Raw genomic sequence first — 25,645 nt, forward strand, 5'->3', positions numbered from 1 at the left:
ATTACTTACGGTATTTAGTAGCCTGGTTGTCCAGACGCTGGTTAGCGCGAGCTGCGTCGTCTTTAGCAGCCTGAACGTCGGAACGCATTGCGTTCACGTCGTTGCTCAGCTGGTCAACTTTAGCGTTCAGAGTCTGAACGTCAGAAGACAGCTGATCGATTTTAGCGTTGCTGGAGCAACCAGCCAGCAGAGTAGAACCCAGGATTACCGCGCCCAGTACCAGTTTAGTACGATTCATTATTAATACCCTCTAGATTGAGTTAATCTCCATGTAGCGTTACAAGTATTACACAAACTTTTTTAGGTTGAGAATATTTTTTTGACGGGAATGCACTTATTTTTGATCGTTCGCTCAAAGAAGCATCGAATTGAGCTAAAATGGCTAAAAAACCGAGTGAAAACAGAATCCTTCCATCGGATTCGTCTTAGATAATCTGCGATTAGATAGTGAAATCCGATTTGATTTTTTATTAAGAGTGGCTATCGATTAAATAAAAAAAGCGCCGCGAGGGCGCTTTTTATTCAGAAAATTAATTCACACAGGAATTATTACAGGACGTGAACAGATGCGGTGTTGGTCGTGCCGCTCGGTACCAGCGCGCCGGAAACCATGACCACAACGTCGCCTTTCTGGCCCAGACCGCTCTGTAGAGCGACTTCTTTACCCAGACGGTAGAAGTCGTCAGTAGAGTTAATTTCTTTCACCAGCTGCGGCACAATGCCTTTGCTCAGCACCAGCTGACGCGCGGTCACTTCGTTGGTGGTCAGCGCCAGGATGGTAGCGTCCGGGAAGTATTTACGTACTGCGCGAGCAGATTTACCGCCCTGAGTTGCAACGACAATGACCGGCGCTTCCAGTTTTTCGGCAGTTTCAACCGCGCCGCGGCACACTGCTTCGGTGATGCGCAGTTTACGGCTGTCGTTATTGAAGTCCAGACGGCTGGTCATCACGCGGTCAGTACGCTCGCAGATGGTCGCCATGATGGTGACGGCTTCCAGCGGGTATTTTCCTTTTGCGGATTCGCCGGACAGCATCACTGCGTCGGTGCCGTCGAGGATGGCGTTCGCCACGTCGCCAGCTTCTGCGCGGGTCGGACGCGGGTTCTTGATCATGGAATCCAGCATCTGGGTCGCGGTGATAACGACTTTACGTGCGCGGATACATTTTTCGATGATCATCTTCTGCGCGAAGATAACTTCTTCAACCGGGATCTCAACGCCCATGTCGCCACGAGCAACCATGATGCCGTCAGACGCTTCGAGGATCTCATCGAAGTTGTTCAGGCCTTCCTGGTTTTCGATCTTGGAGATGATCTGGATGTTCTCGCCGCCGTGCGCTTTCAGGTGCTCACGGATTTCAACAACGTCAGAACGCTTACGGATAAAGGACGCGGCAACAAAGTCAACGCCTTGTTCGCAGCCGAAGATCAGATCCTGTTTGTCTTTTTCAGCCAGTGCTGGCAGCGCGATGGAAACGCCCGGCAGGTTAACGCCTTTGTTTTCGCCCAGGTCGCCGTTGTTCAGCACTTTACAGATAACCTTGTTACCTTCGATCGCGGTGACTTCCATACCGATCAGACCATCGTCAACCAGTACGGTGTTGCCTACGGACAGGTCAGAAGTGAAACCTTCGTAAGTGACGGCAACCATTTCGCTGTTGCCGATAACGGATTTGTCCGTTGTGAAAGTGAAGGTCTGGCCCGCTTTCAGGGAGACGTCATTACCACCTTCCAGTTTAATGGTACGGATTTCCGGGCCTTTGGTATCGAGCAGGATTGCGGCTTTTTTACCGGTTTTGCTCATTACGTTGCGCAAATTCTTGATGCGCTGACCGTGTTCTGCATAGTCACCGTGAGAGAAGTTCAGACGCATAACGTTCATGCCTGCGTCCAGCATTTTGGTTAACATCTCTTCAGATTCGGTTTTCGGACCGATGGTGCAAACAATTTTCGTCTTTTTCATGACAGTCTTAGTCTTTAAGTTGAGAAGGATATGGAAATCTGGCTTCAGGGGCGCACGGCCTTGAAGCTAAACCTGTGTTGCGAAAGTGGTGTTGCCTCGCTCTAAGGATAGGTGACATCGAAAGAGCGTGCAGAGGAATGTGTGCTCGTGTTTCAGCCCAACGGGATGGCGTGTTTTTTAGTCGTTGAGTTTTGCAGTCCAATGCGCTGAAACCATTCAAGAGACAATTGGCGCGCATTATACGCTGAAATTTACACAAAAGGAAAATGAAAACAGCGTTTCAAAAAACATCTGTGCAGATTCACAACAAATTGTTATTAAAGCGTTAATTATGATCCTTGCGTTGTGCCGCCCGGGAAAGGGCGGCGTTGCGCAACTACCCGGCGAGCGCCTGAGCTAAATCGTCCTGCAAATCCTGAACATCTTCAATGCCCACTGACAGGCGAATCAATTGCGGGGTGATGCCATTCGCCAGACGCTGCTCAAGCGGAATAGAGGCGTGAGTCATGGTAAACGGCTGGCTGACGAGGCTTTCAACACCGCCCAGGCTTTCCGCCAGGGTGAATAATTTCAGCCGCGTGATAACGTCAGTGGCGCGCTGGTCATCGCCTTTTATGACGATGGAGATCATCCCGCCGAACTGTGACATTTGCTGGCGCGCAAGGGCATGCTGAGGATGCGACGCCAGCCCCGGATACCAGACGTGTTCTACCGCCGGATGTTTTTCCAGCCATTGCGCCAGCGTCAGCGCATTGCCGCTGTGCCGCTCAATTCGCAAGGCCAGCGTGCGAATACCGCGTAATGTCAGAAAACTGCTAAATGGGTCCAGTACGCCGCCGACGGCGTTTTGCAGATACCCCAGCTGTTGTGCGAGCGCCGGGTTGTCCCCGACGACCGCCAGTCCGGCGACGACGTCTGAATGGCCGTTCAGGTATTTCGTCGCGGAATGCACCACAATATCGAACCCCAGATCAAGAGGACGATGGATCAACGGCGAAGCGAAGGTGTTATCGGCCACGCTGATAAGCTGGTGGCGACGCGCGATATCGGCAATGGCCGCCAGATCGGCCAGTTTTAGTAACGGATTTGTCGGCGTTTCTACCCAGATCATGCGGGTATCAGGACGAATCGCGGCTTCGATACCGGCCAGATCGTCAGGTTTTACCCAGCTAACCTGTAGTCCGGCGCTGCGACGGCGCACATTTTCAATCAGTCGATAGGTGCCGCCATAGACATCGTCAATCGCCACCAGATGGCTGTCTTTATCGAGAAGTTCAAGCACGGTAGCAATGCCCGCCAGACCGGACGCGAAGGCATAACCTTGCGTACCGCCTTCCAGCTCGGCAATGGCGGTTTCCAGCGCATGGCGCGTTGGGTTGCCGCTGCGTGAATATTCATATCCGGTATGCTGACCCGGCGCGGGTTGCGCAAACGTCGATGTCGCATAAATCGGCGGCATAACGGCGCCGTGCGCGTCAGAAAAGGTTCCGCTATGGACGCTAAGTGTGGAATACGATTTCATGATAGTTCCTTATTTATCCAGGCGGTTGCGCCAGTGGGTGAGCACATCGCTACGGGTGACCAGACCGAGGAACTGGTCGTTGTCGACAATCACAGCCACCTGGCCGCGATCAAAAATAGGTTTCAGCGCGCTTTCCGGTTCGCGTTTATCAAGCCGGACCACCTCGCGCGTCATCGCTTCTTTTACCGGGAGGGAAAAACGCGGGTTATCGCCCTGAATATGCGTAATCAGATCCCATTCGTCGATAATGCCGATAAGCTGATCCTCCTGAAGAACCGGCAACTGCGAAATATCGTACAGGCGCATACGCGCCAGCACGGTCGCCAGCGTATCGTCCGGCGCGGCGGTCACGGTTGCCCCTTCGTCATGACGTAAGGCGATGAAGTCGCTCAGATCGCCAGCCTGTGGCCGGGTGATGAGCCCTTGCTGGCGCATCCAGTCATCGTTAAACATTTTCGAGAGATACTTGTTGCCGCTATCGCAGGCGAAGGTCGCCACGCGCTTTGGCTGCGTCTGCGCCTGGCAGTAGCGCAGGGCGGCAGCGAGCAGCGTACCGGTCGATGAACCGGCAAGGATGCCTTCGGTTCTGAGCAACTCGCGCGCCGTGGCGAAGGCGTCTTTATCGCTGATGCGAAAGGCCTGTGAAACGGATTCGATGTGGGCGAGCGGCGGAATAAAGTCCTCGCCAATCCCTTCAACCAGCCAGGAACCGGCGGTGCCGAATGTGCCTGTCTCGACCTGATCGGCAAGGATTGAACCGGCGGGGTCGGCCAGCACGAACTCCGTGTGCGGGGAGTGTTCGCGAAACCATGCCTGTAAACCGCCCAGCGTGCCGCCGGAACCGACGCCGACCACGATGGCGTCAATGCGGCCATCCATCTGGGCAAACAATTCGGGGGCGGTGGTGGAAGCATGCGCCAGCGGGTTCGCGGCGTTGTTGAACTGATCAATATAGAAGGCGCCGGGCGTCTCCTGCGCCAGACGGCGTGCGTAATCCTGATAATAGGCCGGATGACCTTTGTTGACGTCTGAGCGGGTTAATACCACCTGTGCGCCAAGCGCGCGTAAATGGAAGATCTTCTCTCGGCTCATTTTGTCCGGCACGACCAGCGTCAGGGCATAACCTTTTTGCGCGGCGATCAGCGCCAGCCCCAGCCCGGTGTTGCCCGCCGTCGCTTCAATAATCGTGCCGCCGGGCTTTAGCAGCCCCTGTCTTTCCGCTTCATTGATCATAGAAAGTGCGACGCGATCTTTAATCGAACCGCCCGGATTCTGGTTCTCCAGTTTCAAAAAGAGTTCGCTTACGCCGCTATTCAGCTTATGCAACTGAAGCAGCGGCGTATTGCCAATCAGTTCTGTTATGGAGTGAAACGTTGTCATGGTGAATATCCGTCAGTGAATAACATGACGAAATAATAGGGTTGCCAAAATGCACGCCTAAAGAATGTTTGTCTGTGAATAAGAACAGAATGGAATATAAAACGCTATTTGGATGGCAGGACGTTTAGCCGTGCAGTCGTCTGGCGGTGTTGATGGCCGAATTACCCTGTTTTTGTCGATTAATTCAACAGTTTACGCTGCTCGCGTTAAGGATAATGCTGCTCCCCGCATAAAGGTTGCCGAAATTGTACTAAAGCCATTTTCCCGCGCTGCGCCTCTCTTATTCTTTTTGGATATATCAAATTCCTTTTTGGTCATTTAAAAGCAGAAACACCCTGATTACACTCATTTGGACATCCATACTGCTAAACAGCTAAAAGCACTGGCAGGATAACCATAAGCAGCAGCGGATACGATAACGATATGATCGTCCTGAAAAATATTTCGAAAGTTTTTACGCCCGGCAAGCTGTCCATTACCGCAGTGGATAACGTTAATCTGACGGTTGAACAGGGACAAATTTACGGGATTATTGGCTACAGCGGCGCCGGAAAGAGTACGTTGATTCGTTTGCTGAACGGTCTGGAAAAACCGACCGTGGGCAGCGTGACCATCAATGGTCACGATATTTCAGCGGCGACAGGAGAGTCCCTGCGCCAGGCGCGGCTGAAAATCAGCATGGTGTTTCAGCACTTCAATTTGCTGTGGTCGCGTACCGTCAGCGAAAACATCGCTTTTTCTATGCAAATCGCGGGCGCGCCAAAAGCAAAAATCAAGGCGCGGGTGGCGGAGCTGATCGACCTGGTGGGATTAACCGGGCGTGAGAATGCTTACCCATCCCAGCTGAGTGGCGGGCAAAAGCAACGTGTGGGGATTGCCCGTGCGCTGGCAAATAACCCGGATGTGCTGCTCTGCGACGAGGCGACTTCCGCGCTGGACCCGCAAACCACCGATCAGATTCTGGATCTGCTGCTCGATATTAATCGCCGCTTCCAGCTCACGATTGTGCTTATTACCCACGAGATGCATGTGGTGCGCAAAATCTGCGATCGCGTTGCGGTGATGGAAAACGGCAGAGTGGTGGAGGAAGGCGATGTGCTGAACGTCTTTACTCATCCGCAACAGCCGATTACCCGGCAGTTTGTCCGCCAGGTAAGTCAGTATGCCGAAGAGGAAGCGTTTAACCCGCAGCTGGCGAGCGAGCTGGGCGGGACGGTGATTAAGCTGACCTTCACCGGGCACAGTACGCATCAGCCGATCGTAGGGGAGCTTACCCTGCGTTACGGCCTGCCTTTCAATATTTTACACGGCAAGATGACGCAAACCGCACATGGCGTGTTTGGCCAACTGTGGCTGCACGTCGTGGCGACGGAAGAACAACTGAATAATATTCTGGCGGATTTGCGGCAGAGCGATATTGAAGGTGAGGTAGTACAACATGGTTGAGAATCTGTTTCCCCATCTGAAATGGGAACAACTTTTTGCGGCAACGCAGGAAACGCTCTATATGACGGCGCTTTCCGGTATCGCGACGTTTGTGCTGGGGATTGTACTGGGGCTGGCGCTGTTTTTGACCGCGCGCGGCGGGCTGTTTCAGAACCGCACGCTGTATAGCGTCATTTCGCTGGTGGTGAATATTTTTCGCTCGATCCCGTTCATCATTTTGATCGTCTTACTGATCCCGTTTACCAAAGCGCTGGTCGGCACCATTCTCGGGGCGAACGCTGCGCTGCCTGCGTTGATTGTCGGGGCGGCGCCGTTTTATGCGCGTCTGGTTGAAATCGCACTGCGCGAGGTTGACAGAGGCGTGATTGAAGCCACGCGTTCAATGGGCGCACGTCTCAGCACACTTATTTTTCGGGTTTTACTGCCTGAATCATCACCCGCACTGGTGTCCGGGATCACCGTGACGCTGATTGCGCTGGTCAGTTACAGCGCGATGGCCGGAGTGATTGGGGCAGGCGGTTTAGGGAACCTGGCTTATCTGGAAGGATTCCAGCGCAACCACAACGACGTCACGCTGGTGGCGACGGTGACTATCCTGATCATCGTCTTCATTATCCAGTTCTGCGGCGATGTGATCACCTCTCTGTTAGATAAACGCTAATAAAATACGGAAACCATTATCATGAAAAAATCACTGACATTACTCGCCGCAGCAACCTTAAGCGCCCTGAGCTTTGCCTCCTGGGCGGATACGCTGACCGTTGGCGCCTCTAACGTACCGCATGCGGAAATCCTTGAGCAGGCGAAACCGATTCTGGCGAAACAGGGGATCGATCTGGAGATTAAACCTTTCCAGGATTACATTCTGCCGAACACCGCGCTGGCCGGTCGTGAAATCGACGCCAACTACTTCCAGCATATCCCGTACCTGAATAGCGTGCTGAAAGATCATGCAGGTGATAAAACCTATGATTTCGTCAGCGCCGGGGCGATTCATATTGAGCCGATCGGCATCTACTCTAAAAAATACAAATCGCTGAAAGATCTGCCGGAAGGCGGCAGGATCATTATGCGTGACGCGGTATCTGAAGAGGGACGTATTCTGTCGATCTTTGAAAAAGAGGGCGTGATCAAACTGAAGCCGGACGTGGATAAGGTCAGCGCGCGCATCAGCGACATCGTGGATAACCCGAAAAAACTGAAGTTCCTGCCGAACGTGGAAGCGGCGCTGTTACCACAGATGTACAACAACGATGAAGGCGATGCGGTGGTGATTAACGCCAACTACGCTATCGACGCAGGTCTGGACCCGGTTAACGATCCGATCGCCGTTGAGAGCGGAGAAAACAATCCGTACGCCAACATCATTACCGTACACCGTGGCGACGAGAAGAAAAAAGACATCGTGGCGCTGGTTGACGTTCTGCACTCAAAAGAGATTCAGGACTGGATCCGCACGAAGTACAAAGGCGCGGTGATTCCGGTCAATAACTAATACCACGTAGTGCCGGATAGCATGACGCTTATCCGGCCTATAAAAGAGCCTGGCCGAACGGGTGAGCAAGTTACAGAGTGTGAGGTGACGGATATCGGTTAAGTTGAATAGTCACTCTGTTTATTTGTTTGATTTATTTGAGTTTTGTCTTCATCGTTAGAGTGATATATGCTGTTTGTTTGTGCTGGCGATGAGAGACAATAATGGGAAACCTGACAAAAGACGACGAACTGTACCGTGAGATGTGCAGAGTGGTTGGCAAAGTGGTTCTGGAGATGCGCGACCTGGGGCAAGAGCCAAAGCATATCGTGATTGCGGGAGTGTTACGAACCGCCATGGCGAACCAGCGACTCCAGCGCAGCGAACTTGAAAAACAGGCGATGGAAACGGTTATCAAAGCCCTGGCAGGATAATTCTTTCAGGGATGGCGCTCGCTTTGTCATCCCTTATTCCCGGTATTTAAACTCTTCACCTTGTAAATAATCAGATATCGCGTTTATATTAATATCGATATGTATATTAATATATAACGAAGGCGATTGATATTAATAATGGGAACGAGGTCACATTATTAATTATTAATAGATTGCCGTGTTTTATATCCTCTAAATGATAATAAATATCACTCCGCTTTTATTATTTCACTTCCGGTTTTTAATTGATAACGATCAAAGTTAATAGCACTGAATAACCACATTATTTATGTGCCTAACTCTTTAGGATTAGTCTATTTGTATTTAATGATATGACGTATGCGATCCGGTTAGGGCAAAACATCGGGTGTTGTCAGCACTGTGTTTGCGAAGAGGATGCGAAATAAATGAACCAGGTCGAACGTCCAATATTAGATTTTGGCTTAACGCGGCTCGAATTTCTGCGTATATCAGGAAAGGGTCTGGCAGGATTAACTATCGCTCCCGCGCTGCTGTCACTTTTTGGCTGCAAACAGGAAGACGTTGATAGCGGTACGGTAGGACTGATAAACACGCCCAAAGGGGTATTAGTGACCCAACGCGCCCGCTGCACAGGCTGCCATCGCTGCGAAATCTCCTGCACCAATTACAACGATGGCGCCGTGGGCTCGTTCTTCTCCCGCATTAAGATTCACCGTAATTACTTCTTTGGCGACAATGGCGTCGGCTCCGGCGGCGGTCTGTACGGCGATTTAAACTACACCGCAGATACCTGTCGCCAGTGTAAGGACCCGCAGTGCATGAAGGTCTGCCCAATCGGTGCAATTACCTGGAAACAGGACGATGGCTGCATCGCGGTTGATCATAAGCGGTGTATTGGCTGTAGCGCCTGTACCACTGCCTGCCCCTGGATGATGGCTACCGTAAACAGCGAAACGAAAAAATCGTCAAAATGTGTTTTATGCGGCGAGTGCGCCAGCGCCTGTCCGACAGGGGCGCTGAAAGTTATCGAGTGGAAAGATATTACTGTTTGAATCTTGCAAAGGAAAACATTATGGCTAACGGTTGGACAGGTAATATATTACGGGTCAATCTTACAACAGGCGATATTACCCTCGAAGATTCCAGTAAATATAAAAAATTTGTCGGCGGAATGGGGTTCGGCTACAAAATTATGTATGACGAAGTCCCGCCTGGCACGAAACCTTTCGATGAAGGAAATAAACTGGTATTTGCCACCGGCCCGCTGACCGGATCTGGCGCGCCCTGTAGTTCCCGCGTCAATATCACTTCGCTCTCTACGTTTACTAAAGGTAATTTGGTTGTCGACGCGCATATGGGCGGCTTCTTTGCGGCACAAATGAAATTTGCCGGGTACGACGCGATTATTATTGAGGGTAAATCCGCTTCGCCTGTGTGGATCAATATTAAAGATGACAAGGTCAGCCTCGAAAAAGCAGATTTTCTGTGGGGCAAAGGGACGCGCGCCACGACCGAAGAGATCTGCCGTATGACCAGCCCGGAGACCTGCGTGGCGGCCATTGGTCAGGCGGGTGAAAACCTGGTGCCGCTCTCCTGTATGCTCAACAGCCGTAACCACAGCGGCGGGGCGGGAACCGGCGCGGTGATGGGGTCGAAAAATCTCAAGGCCATTGCCGTTGAGGGCACCAAAGGGGTCAATATTGCCGATCGCAAAGAGATGAAGCGGCTGAATGACTACATGATGACGGAGCTGATTGGCGCCAATAATAATCATGTTGTGCCGAGCACCCCGCAGGCATGGGCGGAATTTTCCTCACCGGCCTCGCGCTGGACGGCGCGTAAAGGCTTGTTCTGGGGGGCCGCAGAGGGCGGGCCTGTTGAAACCGGCGAGATCCCGCCGGGTAATCAAAATACGGTCGGCTTTCGCACCTATAAATCCGTGTTTGACTTAGGTCCGGCGGCTGAAAAATACACCGTGAAAATGAGCGGTTGCCACTCATGTCCGATCCGCTGCATGTCGCAGCTCAATATTCCACGGGTAAAGGATTTTGGCGTACCGAGCACCGGGGGGAATACCTGCGTGGCAAACTTTGTCCATACCACGATCTTCCCGCACGGCCCGAAAGATTTTGACGACAAGGACGATGGCCGCGTTATCGGTAATCTGATCGGCCTGAACCTGTTTGACGACTACGGTATCTGGTGTAACTACGGGCAGTTGCACCGTGACTTCACGTATTGCTACAGCAAAGGCGTGTTCAAGCGCGTGCTTCCGGCTGAGGAATATGCGGAGATCCGCTGGGATCAACTGGAAGCGGGCGATCCCAACTTTATCAAGGATTTCTACTATCGTCTGGCGCATCGCAAAGGAGAGTTGAGCCATCTTGCGGATGGTTCATACGCCATTGCCGAGCGCTGGAATCTGGGTGAGGAATACTGGGCGTACGATAAAAACAAACTGTGGTCGCCGTTTGGCTATCCGGTACACCATGCTAACGAAGCGTCGGCGCAGGTGGGGGCAATTACCAACTGCATGTTTAACCGTGACTGCATGACCCACACCCACATCAACTTTATTGGTTCTGGTTTACCGCTGAAGCTACAGCGAGAGGTCGCGGCGGAACTGTTTGGTTCTGAAGACGCCTACGACGAGACTAAAAATTACACGCCGATCAACGCGGCGAAAATCAAGTATGCCAAATGGACGCTGCTCAAAGTTTGCCTGCATAACGCCGTGACGCTGTGCAACTGGGTCTGGCCGATGACCGTTTCGCCGTTAAAGAGCCGAAATTATCGTGGGGATCTGGACCTGGAAGCGAAATTTTTCCAGGCGGTGACCGGGGATGAAACCACCCAGGCGAGCCTTGATTTAGCCGCAGAACGTATCTTCACGCTCCATCGCGCCTATACCGTCAAACTGATGCAGACCAAAGACATGCGCAATGAACACGATCTCATCTGTTCGTGGGTTTTTGACAAGGACCCCAACATTCCGGTGTTCACTGAAGGGACTGACAAAATGGATCGCGACGATATGCGTGAATCCCTGACGCTCTTTTATACCGAGATGGGCTGGGACCCTGAACTGGGATGCCCGACGCGAGAAACGTTGCATCGCCTCGGTCTTGAGGATGTCGCCGCCGATCTGGCCGCGCAGAATCTGCTGCCAGCGTAAGGAAGGTGAGATGAGTCATTCAGAGGGCGAACACTCCACGCCTGAGGTGGATATTGAAAAGCGGCAGTGGCTGCAAGGCTTACATCAGCATGAAAGGCGAGTGGATGAACCGGCGCCTCCCGCGAGTCCGGCAGAGATCATGGCGGAGTTCATCCGCCAGCATTCTGCTTCAGGCCAACTGGTGGCTCGCGCGCTTTTCCTGCAACCGCCGTATTCAGTGGAGGAAGAGGCGTTAACGCCGCTGCTGGAGACGCTGCTTCAGAGCGAGACAGGGGCGGATATCGCCTGCGTACAGGGTGCTCAGGATGATTATTACTACTCGACGCAAACCATGACCGCTAACTATGCCGACATGTGTGTGCAGGTGGTGGAGAACGATATTTGCCGGGCTATCGCACAGGCGGTGCGTTTTGATTGCCAGACCTATCCGCGACCCTACAAGGTCGCCATGCTGGAACAACCGCCATACCGCTTTGCGCCGCAGCAAATAGAGACAGCTCTTGCCGCGATCGACACGCACCCGGATTACGCGGATATTCGCCGTGTGGCGTCGTCCAACGACGTACCGTATCTGTTTAGCGAACGTTTTATGAGCTACGGCAAGGCATATGGCTTATGCGAATGGCTTGAGGTTGAGCAGTTTCAGAATCCCTGATTGTTCAGGGTGATGTCATGGAAAGCGTGGGCGATCGCTGCCACCGGATTAGAGGATAACCAGATGTCCTTCACTCGACGAAAATTTGTGCTTGGTATGGGGACGGTGATTTTTTTCAGCGGGCCCGGCCAAAATTTGTTAGCGAACACGAAGAATAGCAAAGCGGTGCGTTATGCCATGATTCATGACGAATCCCGGTGTAACGGCTGCAATCTCTGCGCCCGGGCGTGTCGCAAGACCAACCATGTTCCGGCTCAGGGCAATCGTTTATCCATCGCGCATATTCCTGTTTCGGATAATGAAAACGAAACCGTTTATCACTATTTCCGCCAGTCCTGCCAGCACTGTGAAGATGCGCCCTGTATCGATGTTTGCCCGACCGGCGCCTCCTGGCGTGATGAGCGCGGTATTGTGCGGGTAGACGAATCGCGCTGTATCGGCTGTAGCTACTGTATAGGCGCTTGTCCGTATCAGGTGCGTTATCTCAATCCACAAACCAAAGTGGCGGATAAATGCGACTTTTGCGCCGAATCTCGCCTGGCAAAGGGGTTCCCGCCGATTTGCGTGAATGCTTGCCCGGAGCACGCATTGATTTTTGGTCGTGAAGACAGCCCGGAAATTCAGAGCTGGCTGAAGGAGAACAAATTCTATCAACACCAACTCGCAGGCGCCGGAAAACCGCATCTGTATCGCCGGTTCGGTCAACATTTGATTAAAAAGGAAAATGTATGAACGCGTCGCAGAATGCTGAACAGTTCCATGCCCAACTGGCGAACTATGTCCCCGTGTTTTCTCCCGAATACTGGCCTGTCTGGTTAGTCATCGCCGGACTGATGCTGGTAGCGATGTGGCTGGTGTTGGGGCTGCATGCCATGCTGCGGTTTCGCGCCGCCAACAAAGCCGCGGCCGGTCACGGTGAAAAGGTTTACCTGTACTCAAAAGCGGTGAGATTGTGGCACTGGTCGAATGCGCTACTGTTTGTGCTCCTGCTTGGCAGTGGGCTGATCAATCATTTCTCGCTGGTTGGCGCGTCGGTGATGAAGAGTCTGCTGACGGTGCATGAGATCTGTGGTTTTCTGCTGCTGGCGTGTTGGCTGGGTTTTGTTTTGATCAACATGCTGGGCGGCAACGGACACCATTATATTATTCGCCGCGAGGGCTGGATTGGCCGGGCGATGAAGCAGACCCGCTTCTATCTGTTCGGCATTATGCAGGGGGAGGAACATCCGTTTCCCGCCACCGCGCAGTCTAAATTCAACCCGTTACAGCAGGCCGCTTATCTCGGGGTGATGTACGGCCTGGTGCCGCTGTTGCTGATAACCGGACTACTGTCGCTTTATCCGCAGGCGGCGGGCGATCTGTTCCCCGGCGTGCGTTACTGGCTGTTGCAGGCGCATTTCGCGCTGGCGATCGTTAGCCTCTTTTTTATCTTCGGTCATCTTTACCTTTGCACGACAGGTCGTACGCCCGGTGAGACCTTCCGCTGCATGGTTGATGGCTATCATCGGCACTAACGGATGATCATTACGCGAGAGGATTTACGTACCTGGCGAGTCGGGCCCGTCATGTATCGTTGGTTTGTCCGTCGCTTTCCGAATGGCGGCAGCTACGCCGACGTGCATCGGGCGCTGAGCAGTGAAGGCTATCTCGACTGGGCAAATAGCCTGGTGGAATATGCCTGGTCGCGCTGGCTGGATGAGGAGAGCTTTGCGCGTCAGGATATCAGCGCGATGGACAGCCTGGTGAATGCGCAGTCGCACCACGGTAATAGCGAACACATTGCCTGCGCGGACGATAACGTCCATCTGGGATGTGCGGGCGATAATGTCAAAATTGCCAGCGTGGGGTACGCTTCGCAGATTGCCAGCGCGGGGTACTGCGCGCGCATTGGCAGCGCAGGCTACAACACACATATAGGCTGTTCCGGCGATCGCGCGCGGGTGGCGGTGGCAGGGAACTCAACCCGCGTAAGCTGCGCCGGTGACGGGAGTCGTATTGCCAGCGCGGGAATGCGGGTGCGCATCAGCACGCTGGGTGACAGGAGCAATATTGCCAGTAATGGCGATCTGGCGCAGGTTGTCAGCTTTGGCGCCAATGCCAGAATTGCCAACAGCGGAGAGAATGTCCATCTCGTTACCAGCGGTGACAATGCGGTCATCGCCAGCACCGGGCACGTTGACTCCCTGATACTGGGGCCCGGCGGCTGTGCTGCGCTGGCGTATCACGATGGTGAACGTACCCGTTTCGCCGTCGCCATTGAAGGCGAGAACAACATACGCGCCGGGGTAAAATATCGCCTCAACGAACAACATCAGTTTGTTGAGTGTTGAGCCGTTTATCGGATGGCGAATCGTCGACGGGTGAATCTCTCCAGGCCAAAACAGAGCAGGTAATAGACCAGTCCGGTAAAGATAAAAATGGCCGCCGGGTAAATCTGTACCCGGTTATTCACCTGACCGGCGACGGTAGTCAGTTCAGGAACATTGACGATAAACGCCAGCGACGTGTCTTTCAGCAGGCCGATAAAAATGCCGGTCAATGACGGCATTACATTGCGTAGCACCTGGGGAAGCAGAATGAGCCATAATGCCTGAAACGGGCGAAATCCCTGCACTACCGAGGCGTCGTACTGCCCGGCAGGAAGCGCGTTTATGCCGGCATAAACGGAGTGCATCACCGATGCCGCAGTAAACCAGGCCAGCGCCAGCGTGACGGTAACGGCGCCGGGAAGATCGCTTCCGGTAAGCATTGGCAGCAAATACCACATCCAGAAGATCACGAAGATCAGCGGAATGCCGCGAATAAATTCCGCCCAGAGAAACAGCCCATTACGGATAACGCCCGGAAATCGCCAGGCAAGACAGGCGAGAACCACCCCGCCGGGAAGCGCCAGCACGCCAGCACCCAGCGCCATCAACAACGTGAGAAGCACGCCGCCGGGTTGACCATCAGCAGCGCGTCCCCACAGCAGGTAATCCAGATTGTCGGTAATGACCGAAATATTAGCGATCATGGTGTGGACTCCTGAGGCTGAAAATACGCGTTTTGGGTTTCACTCTTTTGGCCGGGGCGGGGTTTAGCCGCGCCAGTAGCAGACCCAATACAATGCCAGTCAGCAAATAGAGCGCGGTGCCGACGGCAAAGGCTTCCAGAGCATGGGCGTTATAGCTTTCAATTTGTCGCACCTGATAGGTCAGTTCGGCAAAGCCGATACCGCTGGCAAGCGATGAGAGTTTCATCAGGTTAAGGTATTGCCCCACGATGGGTTGCCAGGCGTTTGCCAGCCCCTGGGGGAGCAGAATATGGCGGAGGGTCGTCCACGCGGAAAAACCTTGCGATACCGCGGCCTCTCGCTGCCCGGCGGATACCGCCTGCAACCCCGAGGCGATCTCCTCAACCAGGAAGGCCGATGTGAATACCCCCAGCCCCCATGCGGAGCAGAGAAATTCTGGCGTCAGCCACCAGACATCGCCAGGCAGGATCGACCAAAAATGATCGGTATTAACGAAATCAATCACGCCACGGGGCAGAAAATTCCACGCTGCGAAGTACCAGAACATCAACTGCACAAGCAGAGGCGTATTGCGAAACAGCGAGACCCAGGCGGCGACCAGACGGCGACCGAATGCGTTGCCGGAGAGACGTAGCGCGAGCAGGATAATCGCCAGCAGTGTCGATAGCAAAACGCCTGCCAGCGTTACCCAGAGCGTGGTCAAAAAACCCGAGATGACCCATTGCAGAGGTTGCTCGCTCAGCACCCCCTGCCAGTCCAGAGTAAGCATTATAACGATGACTCCTGGTGTAACGGATCGAGCACTTTCTTCAGGAAGCGCTGGGTTCTGGGGTGCTGCGGACGGGTAAAAAATGCTTCAGGCGAGGCGACTTCCAGAATATCGCCGCCGTCGATAAACACGACACGGTCGGCAATTTCGCGCGCGAAGTGCATCTCGTGCGTAACGACGATCATGGTGATCCCGCTGTGGGCAAGGTTCTTCATGACCTGTAAGACTTCGCCGATCATTTCCGGGTCCAGCGCGGATGTTGGCTCATCAAAAAGGATAATTTGCGGAGAGGAGGCCAGCGCGCGGGCAATGGCGACGCGCTGCTGCTGTCCACCAGAGAGCTGGGCGGCAAATGCGTCGGCTTTTTCAGCCAGACCCACCTGGTCCAGCAACTCGCGGGCCCGCTGCCGGGCGGCCTCTTTATTCCAGCCATGCACATATTCCAGCGCCAGCGTAATGTTCTGCTGCGCCGTCAGATGGGCGTAAAGGTTGAATTGCTGGAATACGAATCCAATGCGGCTGCGTAACTGGCGCAGCGCTGCGCCCTTGAGCTGACCAATGGGCTTATCATCGATAAAAATATCGCCGCCGCTTAATGACTCAAGCTGGTTGATGAGTCGAATAAGCGTGGATTTTCCCGAACCGGATGGCCCAAGGATGGTAACGACTTCTCCGGGTTCCACCGTCAGATTGACACCGTTTAATACCCGGTGCCCGTCGTACTGTTTGATCACATCGCGCAGTTCAACGCGCGCCTGACGCAAATGCGTAAAATCCGCAGCCGAAGCTGCGGAGCGGGTAAACAAACCTGAGAGCATATTACTTCGCTTCTATTTTAAAGGCGCGCGGCTGTGGATTTTTGGTTTCGGGGCCGAACCAGACGTCATAGATTTTAGCCGCCTGTCCGGTGGACTCGAGCTTCAGCAGTTCATCGTTCACCACCTTTAACAGCGCGGGTTCGCCTTTTTTCACCCCGACGCCGATTTCCTCTTTGCTCAGCAGGTCGGGTAGGATTTTAAAGTTGGCTTTGTCTGGCGCCCCGCTTAACAGGCCCGCCAGAATGGTGCTGTCCTGGGTGATCGCCTGAACGTTGCCATTACGCAGCGCGGTCAGCGCCAGCGGGATATCATCATAGGCCAGCACGCGGGATTGCGGGAAACGCTGGTGCAGCGCCTGTTCCCCCGTTGTTCCTTTCACCGCGCCAATTCGCGCGCGGCTGTACTCATCCAGCTTGTCGGGGGAGGTCGCCGGAACCAGGAATTGTTGCCCGGTGACAAAATAGGGAACGGAAAAGTCGATAACCTGGGCGCGCTCTGGGGTGATAGTAATATCTGCGACGATCAGATCGGCCTTACCCGATTGCAGTAACGGGATACGGTTGGCTGGGTTGGTGGCGACCAGTTCCAGTTTGACTCCCAACGATTTGGCCAGCGCTTCGGCAAAATCAACGTCGTAGCCAACGATTTTATGCGTTTGCGGATCGACGGAGCCAAACGGCGGGTTCGCATCGAACGTGGCCACTTTCACTACGCCGGCGGCTTTAATATCCGCCAGTTGATCGGCCTGGGCGGGTAACGCGGCAATACCGGATGCGAATAGCGCACTTAATGCCAGTAATGTTTTTTTAGTGCTGTGAATTGTCGTTGCCATCATCTTCTTTGATATCCCTGTAGAGACGCTAAATAATTCATGTCGCGGTCAAAAAGGCCGCTGCATTCGCGACATGATTGGGTTTGTCTTTTTACGCTCCCACAACTCGCCGTCGTCACCAAATAAGAAAAGATTCTTATCTATATACAAAAAGATATTAGTAAAACAGATGTTAATGGTCGGTGAATTAAGATGGGCTGGTCTAATGCAATAAATGCACAAGGATGGCAGGATTTCGTATTTCATTTTTTCACGCGAATGCGCTGCAATAAAACGCATCCAGCATACAGACAGAGGGGCGGAGAAGATGAATGGGTTTAAACGTCTTTGGCATACTGTGGTGAAGGCACGTCCACAGACCCGACAGTACGATGCGGAGCCTCATCTTCAGCGTATTGTTGAGTCTGTTCTTCCTGTCGCCAGCCTGTATGGCGTGGATATCGCCAACATTGATCCGGAGTGGTTCCGTGATAAAACAGAACGCTGAACATCGACAAACGCGCGAGGCATACTGGAACGAAATCTGCGCGCTTTCTGCGGCTTAATCCTGAATAAAAAAAACCGGCATTACGCCGGTTCTGTCGTTATATTTTGCAGGCATCGCCGCAGTCATCATCCGCAATAACCGCCTGGGCTTTTTTATCTGCGTCTTCCAGACGTTCAGCGTTACGTTCTTGCGCTTCCTCCAGCCCGTCAAAGACCAGATTGTCGAGATCAATATCCATCAATCACCTGTTTAGTTCAGTGTTTGTCAGCTTTCCAGTATAGGGCAAAATCTGTGATTGATGCACCTTGCGCTATTGGCGATCGGTGCGGTTGCCAGCAGGGAAAGCGGAAATCCCGCCATCCCTGCCAATAGGTTACTGCTCGGTGAGTTCCATATCCGCGATAAAGGGGAGATGATCGCTTGCCGACGACCAGGTGAAAGCAGGGGAGTTATGCGGAATGTCTATCTTCTTCACATCCCATTTTTGCCCCTTGAAAGTGAAGATGTGGTCAATATCAATCGCCGGGTTAACCGCAGGCCATGTACGATAATCCGTCCCCTGTTTCTCAACCGGATTAAAGAAATAGCCAATTTCTTTTAACGGCTGTTCGTCACGGGTAGAGTTGAAATCGCCAGCCAGAATTTTTATTGAAGAGGCGATATCTTTAAAATCGGATGACGCATCGCCAATACTGACATCCAGCAGATGGCGGACTTGCTCAATTCGCATGGTGGGATCTTTTTGCCAGTCAAGGTGGGTAACCATGACCAGTACCGGCGTATCGAAACCCGGAACCTCAATTTGCGCCAGTAATGCTACCCGTTGTTCTGCATCGCCTGAGGGTAAATTGATAACCTGAGTATGCTGAATTTTGTATTTCGATAAAATGCCGAGCCCGTATTCACCACCGTCAAAATCCAGCGCCTTACCAAAGGCATAGTGATAGTTATTTGCATCAGCGATCGTTTTCAATTGATCAATCTTTTGGCTTCTTGCGGTTTTATTATCAACCTCTGGAACCGCAATGATATCGGCTGCAATTTTTTTGATAGCGGCGTTAAGCGACGTGAAATCAGCTACATTTTCGGACGCTTCATTTTTGCCGATGTTATAGGTCGCAATTCTTAAATGAGGCTTGTTGTTTTCATAAATCTTATCCGGGACACCGCCTTTCTGAACGGCGAGAATTTCATTACCGGCAAGTTTTTCACTGGCTATAGCGTGCGTGGAAAGGCAGCTTAGCGCGAGGAATGTCAGTGTAAAGATGTTTTTCATAACGAATAGAGACCTTGTTTATTTGCTGTTGTCGCCACTATAACGCGCATAAAAATGGGTTACTGTGAGACTTTGCACAAACTTATATTGTTTTGCGAAATAAGTGATTAAAGTACATTCACCAGAATTTTAAATGTGAATGAAGGCCGTAACGGTTTACTTGACCCACAGGGCCTTTCGGGTAACTGTATGTAATGTTGTAAAAATCTGAATCTCACCTGTAAAAAAGGAATAACGAAGAGATGTATGGCCGTGAGTATCGAAACGGGCGTCGTCGCATGGCGCCGTTTTTAGCGATCTCTTGCATTACTTTGCTGTATGGCGCGAAAGGGTACGCCAGGCCGGATATGGAGCCGCTGGGGCCGAATATCGCCGATCGGGGTTCCGCGTTTTACCATTTCAGGGTTGAAAATTTCGACTCCGCCGATGGAAAAAGGCACTACAAGGTCTGGACCGGTGTTCCTGATAAAACGCCGCCAGCGTCGGGTTATCCGGTTCTGTATATGCTGGATGGCAACGCGGTGATGGACCGCCTGACGGAGGACTTGCTGAAACAACTGGCGGAAAAAACGTCCCCCGTTATTGTCGCCATCGGCTACCAGACCCACTTACCCTTTGATCTGAACGGCAGAGCCTATGATTATACGCCCGCGCTGGAAGTGAAAAGCGGGGCGGAGGGGCGCTACCGTCGACCGGGTGGCGGCAGTGGGGACTTCCGTCGACTGCTGGAGACGCGTATCGCGCCGCAAACGGAACAAGGGATCAACATCGATCCTGAACGACGCGGCGTATGGGGACACTCCTACGGCGGCTTATTCGTCCTTGATTCGTGGCTGTCGTCGTCATTTTTTCGGTTTTACTACAGCGCCAGCCCATCGCTGGGAAGAGACAATTCCTCGTTGTTAACCCGGTTAACCACAATGGATGCCGCGAAAAATTGCCATAAGCGTTTATTTTTCATGGAAGGTTCCGCTTCACCGGGGAAAAACGCGCAGACTCCGGTTTCCGGTATCCTGAATAAAACCCGCGACGCCGTTTCCGCCCTGCAAAAAAATGGGCTTGCGGTTGCCTGGTGGAATTACCCGGGGTTGACGCACGGGCCGATGTTCACCGCCTCTTTTCAGAGTGCGTTACTGAATATGAGCGCGGAGGAGACTCCCGGGGCAGCGCGCTGCGATTAACCGGGCAGTGAGTGAAGAGGGCGGCGGGAAGCCGCCCTTAGCCATTACGCTATGATGCGAGTCTGATGGTCGTCAGAAGTGCAGCCCCACCTGCATGTAGTAGGTGCGGCCAGGTTCGTTATAGGTGTTCGCACCGGCTCCCCACAGATACGCGCCTGTGGTGGCGTTACCGGTGGTCTGGGCATTCCCTTCACGGAAGTGGCGCTTGTCGAACAGGTTATCGATCCCTGCGGTCACATCCACATATTTCGTCACCGCGTAAGTCGCACTCATGCCCACCAGCGCATAAGGCGATACCTGTCGGGTTTCGCTGCCCGAAGTGGGGTTCCCTTGATAAGTGTATTTTTTCGGTTTCTGGCGGCCATACCACGTCAGCGTACCCTGCACCGACAGATCGTTGGCGGCCTGCCACTCCAGCGTTGAGTTGATGGTGTATTTGGGAATAACCGACAGGTAATCTCCACTCTTCTTATTCTTGTTCTCGATGATATAGGTGAAGTTATTTTTCATCTTCAGCGTATCGGCGAGTGGGAAATTGAACGTCCCTTCCAGCCCCTGAACGACGGCTTTTGGCACGTTTTCCCATTGATAAATATTTGCGGAGGTGGCTTTGCCCGCAACCGAGTCACCGGCTGCAATCTTGTCATGGTAGTCGTTGCGATACCAGGTCAGCCCGGCCTGCACTTCATCATGATTATATTCAATCCCTACCTCTTTATTGACGCTGGTTTCTGCTTTCAGGTCGCGGTTGCCTTGCAGATAGCAGGCGCCGCCGCCGTAGCATCCCTGGCCTTTACTGAACAACAGGTAATTGGGGTTGGTCTGATACAGATTTGGTGCTTTCCATGCGCGGGCAATACCCAGTTTCAACGTGAAGTCGCCGCCCAGTTCCTGGGAGAGGTTCAGTGACGGACTCCAGTTACTGCCGCTAATACTCTGGTGGTTGAAGCGAACGGCAGGAGTCAGACGAGTGCTGTCCGTCAGTTCAAGGTTATCTTCCGCAAAGATGCCGTAAATATCCGCTGAGCTGTATTTGCTGCGCCCGGTATCGGCAATCCCCGGAACCGAGCCCCCGCCGGTGGTGGATTCGGTATTCGACGACGGATCTTTCATCGCCTGGTGGTTAAATTCCGCACCAAAGGTCAGCGTCTGGCTAACCCACAGGTCAAGCGGGATATTCACTTCCGAGTGCAGGTTGGTGTCATACAACGAAATGGTCGAGAACCCTTCATTTGACGGGCTGAAAATCCCCGAGATGCCGCCAGAGAGGCCTTCATTGAGGCGGGTATTACGCGTTTTTTCAAACTGCACATAGTTATTGGTGGTGACGCCGCTGTCCCAGGCGCCGGTATATTTCAGGCTGAGCGTCTGGCGGTAGAGAACGTTTGTTTCTTTGCCATAATATTTTTTTACCAGCGCGTTGCTGTTGGTGTTTTGCGTATCACCGGCATACAGGTTGCCGTGGCGACTGTAGCCGGCCCCCAGTTCCAGCGCCTGCATCGGCATAAATTCCCAGCGCAGAGCTGAATTGATGTCTTTATTGATAAAACCTTCACGGCCAGCGGGGTAGCTACCGGCATAAGAACCGATACGCGGGGTCGTGTGGTTTTCGTTGATATCCTGGGCATCAGCCTGCGTTTTATTCCAGTTACCGTAGACTCGCAGGGTCAGATTATCCGCCAGCGCGCCGCTTAAACTGCCGTTATAGCGTTTGGTGCTGCCTTCGGATTTGTGCTGTGGAAAGTTGTAATAGGTATTTAAACTGCCGTGCCATTCGTCCGTCGCCGGTTTGGTGATGATATTGACGACCCCGCCCATTGCGCCACTGCCGTACATCGCGGCGGCCGGGCCACGGATGACCTCAATGCGCTCGATCATTTCTGGCGGCACCCAGTTGGTGTCGCCACGGGTATCGCGCTCATCGCTCCAGCCATAGCGCACCGAGTTGCGGCTGGAGACAGGCATACCGTCAATCAGAATCAGAGTGTTCTCCGGCCCCATGCCGCGGATATCAATCTGGCGGTTATTCCCGCGTTGTCCGCTGTTAGAGTTCCCGGTGAGATTGACGCCCGGCATGGTGCGAATGATCTCAGCGACGTCGCGCTGTATTGGCCGTTTTTTAATGGCTTCGCTGTCAATGATAGAGACGCCGGGGGCCTGGAGCGTCTGTTCTTTGGCCGTCACGACCATGGTTTCGCCGCTGTTTATTTCTTTGTCGCGGGCAGCCTGTTTCTCCGGTGGGTTACTGGCGTTTGTTTGTTCTGCTTTCTGGTTTGCCGCTGTTTTGATGTCGTCAGCCTGTACCGCAGGAATTGCCAGACTCCCTGCAATAAGCGAACTCAAAAGCGATAATTTATATGCCTTTTTTATCATGATATTAATCACTTGCCATTGTTAAAAGAGAAATTGCGTGAAATAACTTATTAGCAATATTTCTCATTTGCAACACAATAATGATTATCATTTACATTTTTAGTCGTGCGAGCGCGCTGCCGTTAGCGGCAATTTCAGGTTATTAAATAGAATAAAATCAGTAAGATAATTAATATCAGGGCAGCAGGCGTGAAGGGACAGTTGCGGTTGTTGGTCTGTACAACGGTCAAACCATGAATTCAGGAAAGATTTGTGGGAACAATGCGCTGTGGGAACAGTGTGCTGTGTGGATAAAGAATGGTGCGTCTGAATGGACTCGAACCATCGACCCCCACCATGTCAAGGTGGTGCTCTAACCAACTGAGCTACAGACGCAGGATGGTGCGTTCAATTGGACTCGAACCAACGACCCCCACCATGTCAAGGTGGTGCTCTAACCAACTGAGCTATGAACGCAATGTTGCAGATGACAACGGGGACGAATATTAGCGGCAGAGCCGGAATGAGGCAAGAGGGAAAACGTAATTTTCTTCCTGATTTCACTCGATTGCAGAGGAAACGCGCAAAATGTCGAGAGAATAGCCGCCGTCCGGCGGCTATTGCTGATTTATCGCGCAGCGCGCTGCAAAATAATCGCTGATGACTGGCGTTGCAGGTATCGCATACGCAGCATCATCATGATGGCCGCAGACGTCAGGCCGATAATAAAGCCCATCCAGAACCCGGCCGGCCCCATGCGATCCACCACCAGATCGGTCAGCGCGAGGATATAACCGCTCGGTAATCCCAGCACCCAGTAAGCTGTAAAGGTAATAAAGAAAATCGACCGCGTATCTTTATAACCACGCAAAATACCGCTGCCGATAACCTGGATCGAATCGGAAATTTGATACACCGCCGCCAGCAGCATCAGTTGCGCGGCGAGCGTGACCACTTCAGGATTGTCGTTATAGAGCAGGGCGATAGGCTCACGCAGCGTCACGGTAAAAATTGCGGTGATAACGGCCATGCAAACTCCGACGCCCAGCCCGGTTCTGGCGGCTGTCTGGGCATCCAGCGTTGAGCCCTGGCCAAGTCGATAGCCCACGCGGATGGTAACCGCAGCCGCCAGCGACATCGGCAATACGAACATCAGCGAACTGAAGTTCAGGGCAATCTGGTGGCCTGCGACATCCACAATACCCAGCGGTGAAACCAACAGCGCCACCACGGCAAACAGGGTGACTTCAAAAAACAGCGCCAGGGCGATCGGCAAACCTAGCTGTACCAGACGTTTCATGACCGCCGTATCCGGCTTGCTGAATCCGCGCTCGTTGCGAATATCGCGCATTGAACGCGCACGTTTCACATACGAGGCCATCGCGATAAACATCACCCAATAGACCGCCGCCGTGGCAACGCCACAGCCCACGCCGCCGAGTTCCGGCATGCCGAAGTGACCGTAGATGAATATATAGTTCACCGGAATGTTGACCAGCAGACCAAGGAAGCCCATGACCATGCCGGGTTTGGTTTTTGCCAGACCTTCGCACTGGTTACGCGCAACCTGAAAGAACAGGTATCCCGGCGCGCCCCACAAGAGCGCGCGAAGATAGCCCACGGCTTTATCCGCCAGCGCAGGATCAATGTTATGCATAGAACGGATAATGTATCCGGCATTCCATAGCACAAACATAATGAGAACGGACACACAGCCCGCCAGCCAGAAGCCTTGTCGCACCTGGTGAGCGATGCGCTCGCGGCGGCCAGATCCGTTGAGCTGCGCGATAACCGGGGTCAGAGCCAGTAACAGCCCATGACCAAACAGAATGGCGGGCAGCCAGATGGATGTGCCGATAGCGACGGCAGCCATATCCGTGGCGCTGTACCCGCCAGCCATCACGGTATCGACGAATCCCATCGCGGTTTGGGCGATTTGCGCAAGAATCACCGGTATTGCCAGAGCTAATAACTGACGCGCTTCACTGATATACTTCTGCACGTATACACCTATTATTTGTTGTTATTTGAGAGACTAAAAAAGCCGCCTTAAATGGCAGCAAGAAGAAAATGCAGGGGAAATTTCAGTCTATTGTAGCGAGGAATACGTAATTCTCCAGTGAAAAAACAGGTGCTTTTAGCGCTTTGCTGGCAACCTGATTTTCCACCTGCTATTGTGCTGGGCAGAGATGTATTAACTGATTTCAGGAGTTGCAGGTATGTTTACAGGTATTGTGCAGGGCACCGCGAAACTGGTGTCGATTGATGAAAAACCGAATTTCCGCACGCATGTCGTGGAATTACCTGAACACATGCTGGACGCGCTGGAGACTGGCGCATCGGTGGCGCACAACGGCTGTTGCCTGACCGTCACTGAAATAAACGGTAATCAGATCAGCTTTGACCTGATGAAAGAGACGTTACGCATTACCAATCTTGGCGATCTGAGCGTCGGCGATCTCGTTAACGTGGAGCGTGCGGCGAAATTCAGCGATGAGATTGGCGGGCATTTAATGTCGGGTCACATTATGACCACGGCTGAAATTTCGAAAATTCTGACCTCTGAGAATAATCGTCAGGTCTGGTTTAAAGTTCAGGACCCGCAACTGATGAAATATATCCTGTATAAGGGATTCATCGGCATCGATGGCATCAGTCTGACGGTAGGGGAAGTGACGCCAACGCGTTTTTGCGTTCATCTGATCCCGGAGACGCTGGAACGCACCACGCTGGGTAAGAAAAAACTGGGCGCTCGCGTTAATATCGAAATTGATCCGCAAACCCAGGCGGTTGTTGACACCGTCGAGCGCGTGCTGGCGGCACGGGAAAGCGCGGCGAATCTGCATGCAGGCGATGCGTAACCCGACGTAAAAACCCCCGCAGCGCG

At 52.9% G+C, this 25,645-nt stretch carries 26 protein-coding genes and 2 tRNA genes; 13 read left to right on the forward strand and 15 right to left on the reverse strand.

The window, feature by feature from the left end; translation table 11 throughout:
* Position 1 precedes the first annotated feature (1 nt).
* The 5 genes from lpp to OGX75_RS10595 form a co-directional block, all read right to left on the reverse strand.
* Positions 2-238: a murein lipoprotein Lpp gene (gene lpp / locus OGX75_RS10575; RefSeq protein WP_001082307.1), complete on the reverse strand. Its 237-nt coding sequence runs from the start codon at positions 236-238 to the stop codon at positions 2-4.
* A 311-nt stretch (positions 239-549) separates the two neighbouring features.
* Positions 550-1,962 carry a pyruvate kinase PykF gene (pykF, locus tag OGX75_RS10580; RefSeq protein ID WP_012132579.1) on the reverse strand — a complete coding sequence of 471 codons (1,413 nt, stop codon included), beginning with the start codon at positions 1,960-1,962 and terminating at the stop codon, positions 550-552.
* A 7-nt stretch (positions 1,963-1,969) separates the two neighbouring features.
* The gene (ynhH, locus tag OGX75_RS10585; RefSeq protein ID WP_244264181.1) at positions 1,970-2,164 is read right to left on the reverse strand and encodes a protein YnhH; all 195 of its coding nucleotides are present in this window, start codon (positions 2,162-2,164) and stop codon (positions 1,970-1,972) included.
* Positions 2,165-2,338: 174 nt separating this feature from the next.
* Complete coding sequence (locus OGX75_RS10590) at positions 2,339-3,484, reverse strand: trans-sulfuration enzyme family protein (RefSeq protein ID WP_012132577.1); 1,146 nt, start codon at positions 3,482-3,484, stop codon at positions 2,339-2,341.
* Positions 3,485-3,493: 9 nt separating this feature from the next.
* Positions 3,494-4,864, reverse strand: coding sequence for a pyridoxal-phosphate dependent enzyme (locus OGX75_RS10595; protein ID WP_047457321.1), 1,371 nt, complete (start codon positions 4,862-4,864; stop codon positions 3,494-3,496).
* 423 nt (positions 4,865-5,287) lie between these two features.
* On the opposite strand from OGX75_RS10595, the gene OGX75_RS10600 reads away from it, so the two are divergent.
* From OGX75_RS10600 to ydhT, 10 genes are all read left to right on the forward strand, one after another.
* Positions 5,288-6,310, forward strand: a complete 1,023-nt coding sequence (locus OGX75_RS10600; RefSeq protein ID WP_047457318.1) for a methionine ABC transporter ATP-binding protein — start codon at positions 5,288-5,290, stop codon at positions 6,308-6,310.
* Positions 6,303-6,971: a methionine ABC transporter permease gene (locus OGX75_RS10605; RefSeq protein ID WP_012132573.1), complete on the forward strand. Its 669-nt coding sequence runs from the start codon at positions 6,303-6,305 to the stop codon at positions 6,969-6,971. Before OGX75_RS10600 ends, OGX75_RS10605 begins: the two co-directional genes overlap by 8 nt.
* 21 nt (positions 6,972-6,992) lie before the next feature.
* Positions 6,993-7,805, forward strand: coding sequence for a MetQ/NlpA family ABC transporter substrate-binding protein (locus OGX75_RS10610; protein ID WP_012132572.1), 813 nt, complete (start codon positions 6,993-6,995; stop codon positions 7,803-7,805).
* Between the two features lie 203 nt (positions 7,806-8,008).
* Positions 8,009-8,218 (forward strand): fumarate hydratase FumD, encoded by a 210-nt coding sequence (fumD, locus tag OGX75_RS10615; protein WP_012132570.1) that lies wholly within the window; start codon positions 8,009-8,011, stop codon positions 8,216-8,218.
* Between the two features lie 407 nt (positions 8,219-8,625).
* A complete protein-coding gene (locus OGX75_RS10620; RefSeq protein ID WP_012132569.1) occupies positions 8,626-9,252 on the forward strand; it encodes a ferredoxin-like protein in 627 nt (208 codons plus the stop codon).
* 20 nt (positions 9,253-9,272) lie between these two features.
* Positions 9,273-11,375 (forward strand): aldehyde ferredoxin oxidoreductase, encoded by a 2,103-nt coding sequence (locus tag OGX75_RS10625; protein WP_047457312.1) that lies wholly within the window; start codon positions 9,273-9,275, stop codon positions 11,373-11,375.
* 10 nt (positions 11,376-11,385) lie between these two features.
* Entirely contained in the window at positions 11,386-12,030 is a 645-nt protein-coding gene (locus tag OGX75_RS10630; RefSeq protein WP_058669052.1) for a YdhW family putative oxidoreductase system protein, read from the forward strand.
* A gap of 63 nt (positions 12,031-12,093) precedes the next feature.
* On the forward strand, positions 12,094-12,762 hold the full coding sequence (locus OGX75_RS10635) for a 4Fe-4S dicluster domain-containing protein (RefSeq protein WP_200092597.1): 669 nt from the start codon (positions 12,094-12,096) through the stop codon (positions 12,760-12,762).
* A complete protein-coding gene (gene phsC / locus OGX75_RS10640; protein WP_153258460.1) occupies positions 12,759-13,544 on the forward strand; it encodes a thiosulfate reductase cytochrome B subunit in 786 nt (261 codons plus the stop codon). Before OGX75_RS10635 ends, phsC begins: the two co-directional genes overlap by 4 nt.
* A gap of 51 nt (positions 13,545-13,595) precedes the next feature.
* A complete protein-coding gene (ydhT, locus tag OGX75_RS10645) occupies positions 13,596-14,360 on the forward strand; it encodes a protein YdhT (protein ID WP_407056893.1) in 765 nt (254 codons plus the stop codon).
* 5 nt (positions 14,361-14,365) lie between these two features.
* Here the strand turns inward: ydhT and OGX75_RS10650 are convergent, their stop codons facing one another.
* From OGX75_RS10650 to OGX75_RS10665, 4 genes are read right to left on the reverse strand one after another with little or no spacing between them, the layout of a single operon-like run.
* Complete coding sequence (locus tag OGX75_RS10650; protein WP_012132563.1) at positions 14,366-15,043, reverse strand: amino acid ABC transporter permease; 678 nt, start codon at positions 15,041-15,043, stop codon at positions 14,366-14,368.
* A complete protein-coding gene (locus OGX75_RS10655) occupies positions 15,033-15,812 on the reverse strand; it encodes an amino acid ABC transporter permease (protein ID WP_200053618.1) in 780 nt (259 codons plus the stop codon). Before OGX75_RS10655 ends, OGX75_RS10650 begins: the two co-directional genes overlap by 11 nt.
* Positions 15,812-16,630, reverse strand: a complete 819-nt coding sequence (locus OGX75_RS10660; protein ID WP_012132561.1) for an amino acid ABC transporter ATP-binding protein — start codon at positions 16,628-16,630, stop codon at positions 15,812-15,814. The genes OGX75_RS10655 and OGX75_RS10660 overlap by 1 nt, the downstream gene beginning before the upstream one ends.
* Before the next feature lies 1 nt (position 16,631).
* Entirely contained in the window at positions 16,632-17,465 is an 834-nt protein-coding gene (locus OGX75_RS10665) for an ABC transporter substrate-binding protein (RefSeq protein WP_286451581.1), read from the reverse strand.
* A 304-nt stretch (positions 17,466-17,769) separates the two neighbouring features.
* On the opposite strand from OGX75_RS10665, the gene OGX75_RS10670 reads away from it, so the two are divergent.
* Positions 17,770-17,949 (forward strand): hypothetical protein, encoded by a 180-nt coding sequence (locus OGX75_RS10670; RefSeq protein WP_024130375.1) that lies wholly within the window; start codon positions 17,770-17,772, stop codon positions 17,947-17,949.
* Positions 17,950-18,046: 97 nt separating this feature from the next.
* Here OGX75_RS10670 and OGX75_RS10675 read toward each other — a convergent pair whose 3' ends face one another.
* Together OGX75_RS10675 and OGX75_RS10680 are read right to left on the reverse strand one after the other, a co-directional pair.
* Positions 18,047-18,187 carry a hypothetical protein gene (locus tag OGX75_RS10675; RefSeq protein WP_012132556.1) on the reverse strand — a complete coding sequence of 47 codons (141 nt, stop codon included), beginning with the start codon at positions 18,185-18,187 and terminating at the stop codon, positions 18,047-18,049.
* A 135-nt stretch (positions 18,188-18,322) separates the two neighbouring features.
* Positions 18,323-19,225 carry an endonuclease/exonuclease/phosphatase family protein gene (locus OGX75_RS10680; RefSeq protein ID WP_110494299.1) on the reverse strand — a complete coding sequence of 301 codons (903 nt, stop codon included), beginning with the start codon at positions 19,223-19,225 and terminating at the stop codon, positions 18,323-18,325.
* 242 nt (positions 19,226-19,467) lie between these two features.
* Between OGX75_RS10680 and OGX75_RS10685 the strand changes: the two genes are divergently transcribed.
* On the forward strand, positions 19,468-20,406 hold the full coding sequence (locus OGX75_RS10685; protein ID WP_286451580.1) for an alpha/beta hydrolase: 939 nt from the start codon (positions 19,468-19,470) through the stop codon (positions 20,404-20,406).
* A 72-nt stretch (positions 20,407-20,478) separates the two neighbouring features.
* Here OGX75_RS10685 and OGX75_RS10690 read toward each other — a convergent pair whose 3' ends face one another.
* The 4 genes from OGX75_RS10690 to mdtK form a co-directional block, all read right to left on the reverse strand.
* On the reverse strand, positions 20,479-22,779 hold the full coding sequence (locus OGX75_RS10690; RefSeq protein WP_012132552.1) for a TonB-dependent siderophore receptor: 2,301 nt from the start codon (positions 22,777-22,779) through the stop codon (positions 20,479-20,481).
* 298 nt (positions 22,780-23,077) lie between these two features.
* A tRNA-Val gene (locus tag OGX75_RS10695) sits at positions 23,078-23,154 on the reverse strand.
* A gap of 4 nt (positions 23,155-23,158) precedes the next feature.
* A tRNA-Val gene (locus OGX75_RS10700) sits at positions 23,159-23,235 on the reverse strand.
* Between the two features lie 151 nt (positions 23,236-23,386).
* Positions 23,387-24,760: a multidrug efflux MATE transporter MdtK gene (gene mdtK / locus OGX75_RS10705; protein WP_058669058.1), complete on the reverse strand. Its 1,374-nt coding sequence runs from the start codon at positions 24,758-24,760 to the stop codon at positions 23,387-23,389.
* Between the two features lie 217 nt (positions 24,761-24,977).
* Between mdtK and OGX75_RS10710 the strand changes: the two genes are divergently transcribed.
* A complete protein-coding gene (locus OGX75_RS10710) occupies positions 24,978-25,619 on the forward strand; it encodes a riboflavin synthase (RefSeq protein WP_012132549.1) in 642 nt (213 codons plus the stop codon).
* The last annotated feature ends 26 nt before the right edge of the window (positions 25,620-25,645 follow it).

This window comes from Citrobacter sp. CK199 (genome assembly GCF_030333285.1).
GTDB lineage: Bacteria > Pseudomonadota > Gammaproteobacteria > Enterobacterales > Enterobacteriaceae > Citrobacter_B > Citrobacter_B koseri.

Coding starts and splice junctions, on each gene's coding strand:
- lpp (WP_001082307.1), bottom strand. CDS start 238: ATGAATCGTACTAAACTGGTACTGGGCGCGGTAATCCTGGGTTCTACT.
- pykF (WP_012132579.1), bottom strand. CDS start 1,962: ATGAAAAAGACGAAAATTGTTTGCACCATCGGTCCGAAAACCGAATCT.
- OGX75_RS10590 (WP_012132577.1), bottom strand. CDS start 3,484: ATGAAATCGTATTCCACACTTAGCGTCCATAGCGGAACCTTTTCTGAC.
- OGX75_RS10595 (WP_047457321.1), bottom strand. CDS start 4,864: ATGACAACGTTTCACTCCATAACAGAACTGATTGGCAATACGCCGCTG.
- OGX75_RS10600 (WP_047457318.1), top strand. CDS start 5,288: ATGATCGTCCTGAAAAATATTTCGAAAGTTTTTACGCCCGGCAAGCTG.
- OGX75_RS10605 (WP_012132573.1), top strand. CDS start 6,303: ATGGTTGAGAATCTGTTTCCCCATCTGAAATGGGAACAACTTTTTGCG.
- OGX75_RS10610 (WP_012132572.1), top strand. CDS start 6,993: ATGAAAAAATCACTGACATTACTCGCCGCAGCAACCTTAAGCGCCCTG.
- fumD (WP_012132570.1), top strand. CDS start 8,009: ATGGGAAACCTGACAAAAGACGACGAACTGTACCGTGAGATGTGCAGA.
- OGX75_RS10620 (WP_012132569.1), top strand. CDS start 8,626: ATGAACCAGGTCGAACGTCCAATATTAGATTTTGGCTTAACGCGGCTC.
- OGX75_RS10625 (WP_047457312.1), top strand. CDS start 9,273: ATGGCTAACGGTTGGACAGGTAATATATTACGGGTCAATCTTACAACA.
- OGX75_RS10630 (WP_058669052.1), top strand. CDS start 11,386: ATGAGTCATTCAGAGGGCGAACACTCCACGCCTGAGGTGGATATTGAA.
- OGX75_RS10635 (WP_200092597.1), top strand. CDS start 12,094: ATGTCCTTCACTCGACGAAAATTTGTGCTTGGTATGGGGACGGTGATT.
- phsC (WP_153258460.1), top strand. CDS start 12,759: ATGAACGCGTCGCAGAATGCTGAACAGTTCCATGCCCAACTGGCGAAC.
- ydhT (WP_407056893.1), top strand. CDS start 13,596: ATGTATCGTTGGTTTGTCCGTCGCTTTCCGAATGGCGGCAGCTACGCC.
- OGX75_RS10650 (WP_012132563.1), bottom strand. CDS start 15,043: ATGATCGCTAATATTTCGGTCATTACCGACAATCTGGATTACCTGCTG.
- OGX75_RS10655 (WP_200053618.1), bottom strand. CDS start 15,812: ATGCTTACTCTGGACTGGCAGGGGGTGCTGAGCGAGCAACCTCTGCAA.
- OGX75_RS10660 (WP_012132561.1), bottom strand. CDS start 16,630: ATGCTCTCAGGTTTGTTTACCCGCTCCGCAGCTTCGGCTGCGGATTTT.
- OGX75_RS10665 (WP_286451581.1), bottom strand. CDS start 17,465: ATGATGGCAACGACAATTCACAGCACTAAAAAAACATTACTGGCATTA.
- OGX75_RS10670 (WP_024130375.1), top strand. CDS start 17,770: ATGAATGGGTTTAAACGTCTTTGGCATACTGTGGTGAAGGCACGTCCA.
- OGX75_RS10675 (WP_012132556.1), bottom strand. CDS start 18,187: ATGGATATTGATCTCGACAATCTGGTCTTTGACGGGCTGGAGGAAGCG.
- OGX75_RS10680 (WP_110494299.1), bottom strand. CDS start 19,225: ATGAAAAACATCTTTACACTGACATTCCTCGCGCTAAGCTGCCTTTCC.
- OGX75_RS10685 (WP_286451580.1), top strand. CDS start 19,468: ATGTATGGCCGTGAGTATCGAAACGGGCGTCGTCGCATGGCGCCGTTT.
- OGX75_RS10690 (WP_012132552.1), bottom strand. CDS start 22,779: ATGATAAAAAAGGCATATAAATTATCGCTTTTGAGTTCGCTTATTGCA.
- OGX75_RS10710 (WP_012132549.1), top strand. CDS start 24,978: ATGTTTACAGGTATTGTGCAGGGCACCGCGAAACTGGTGTCGATTGAT.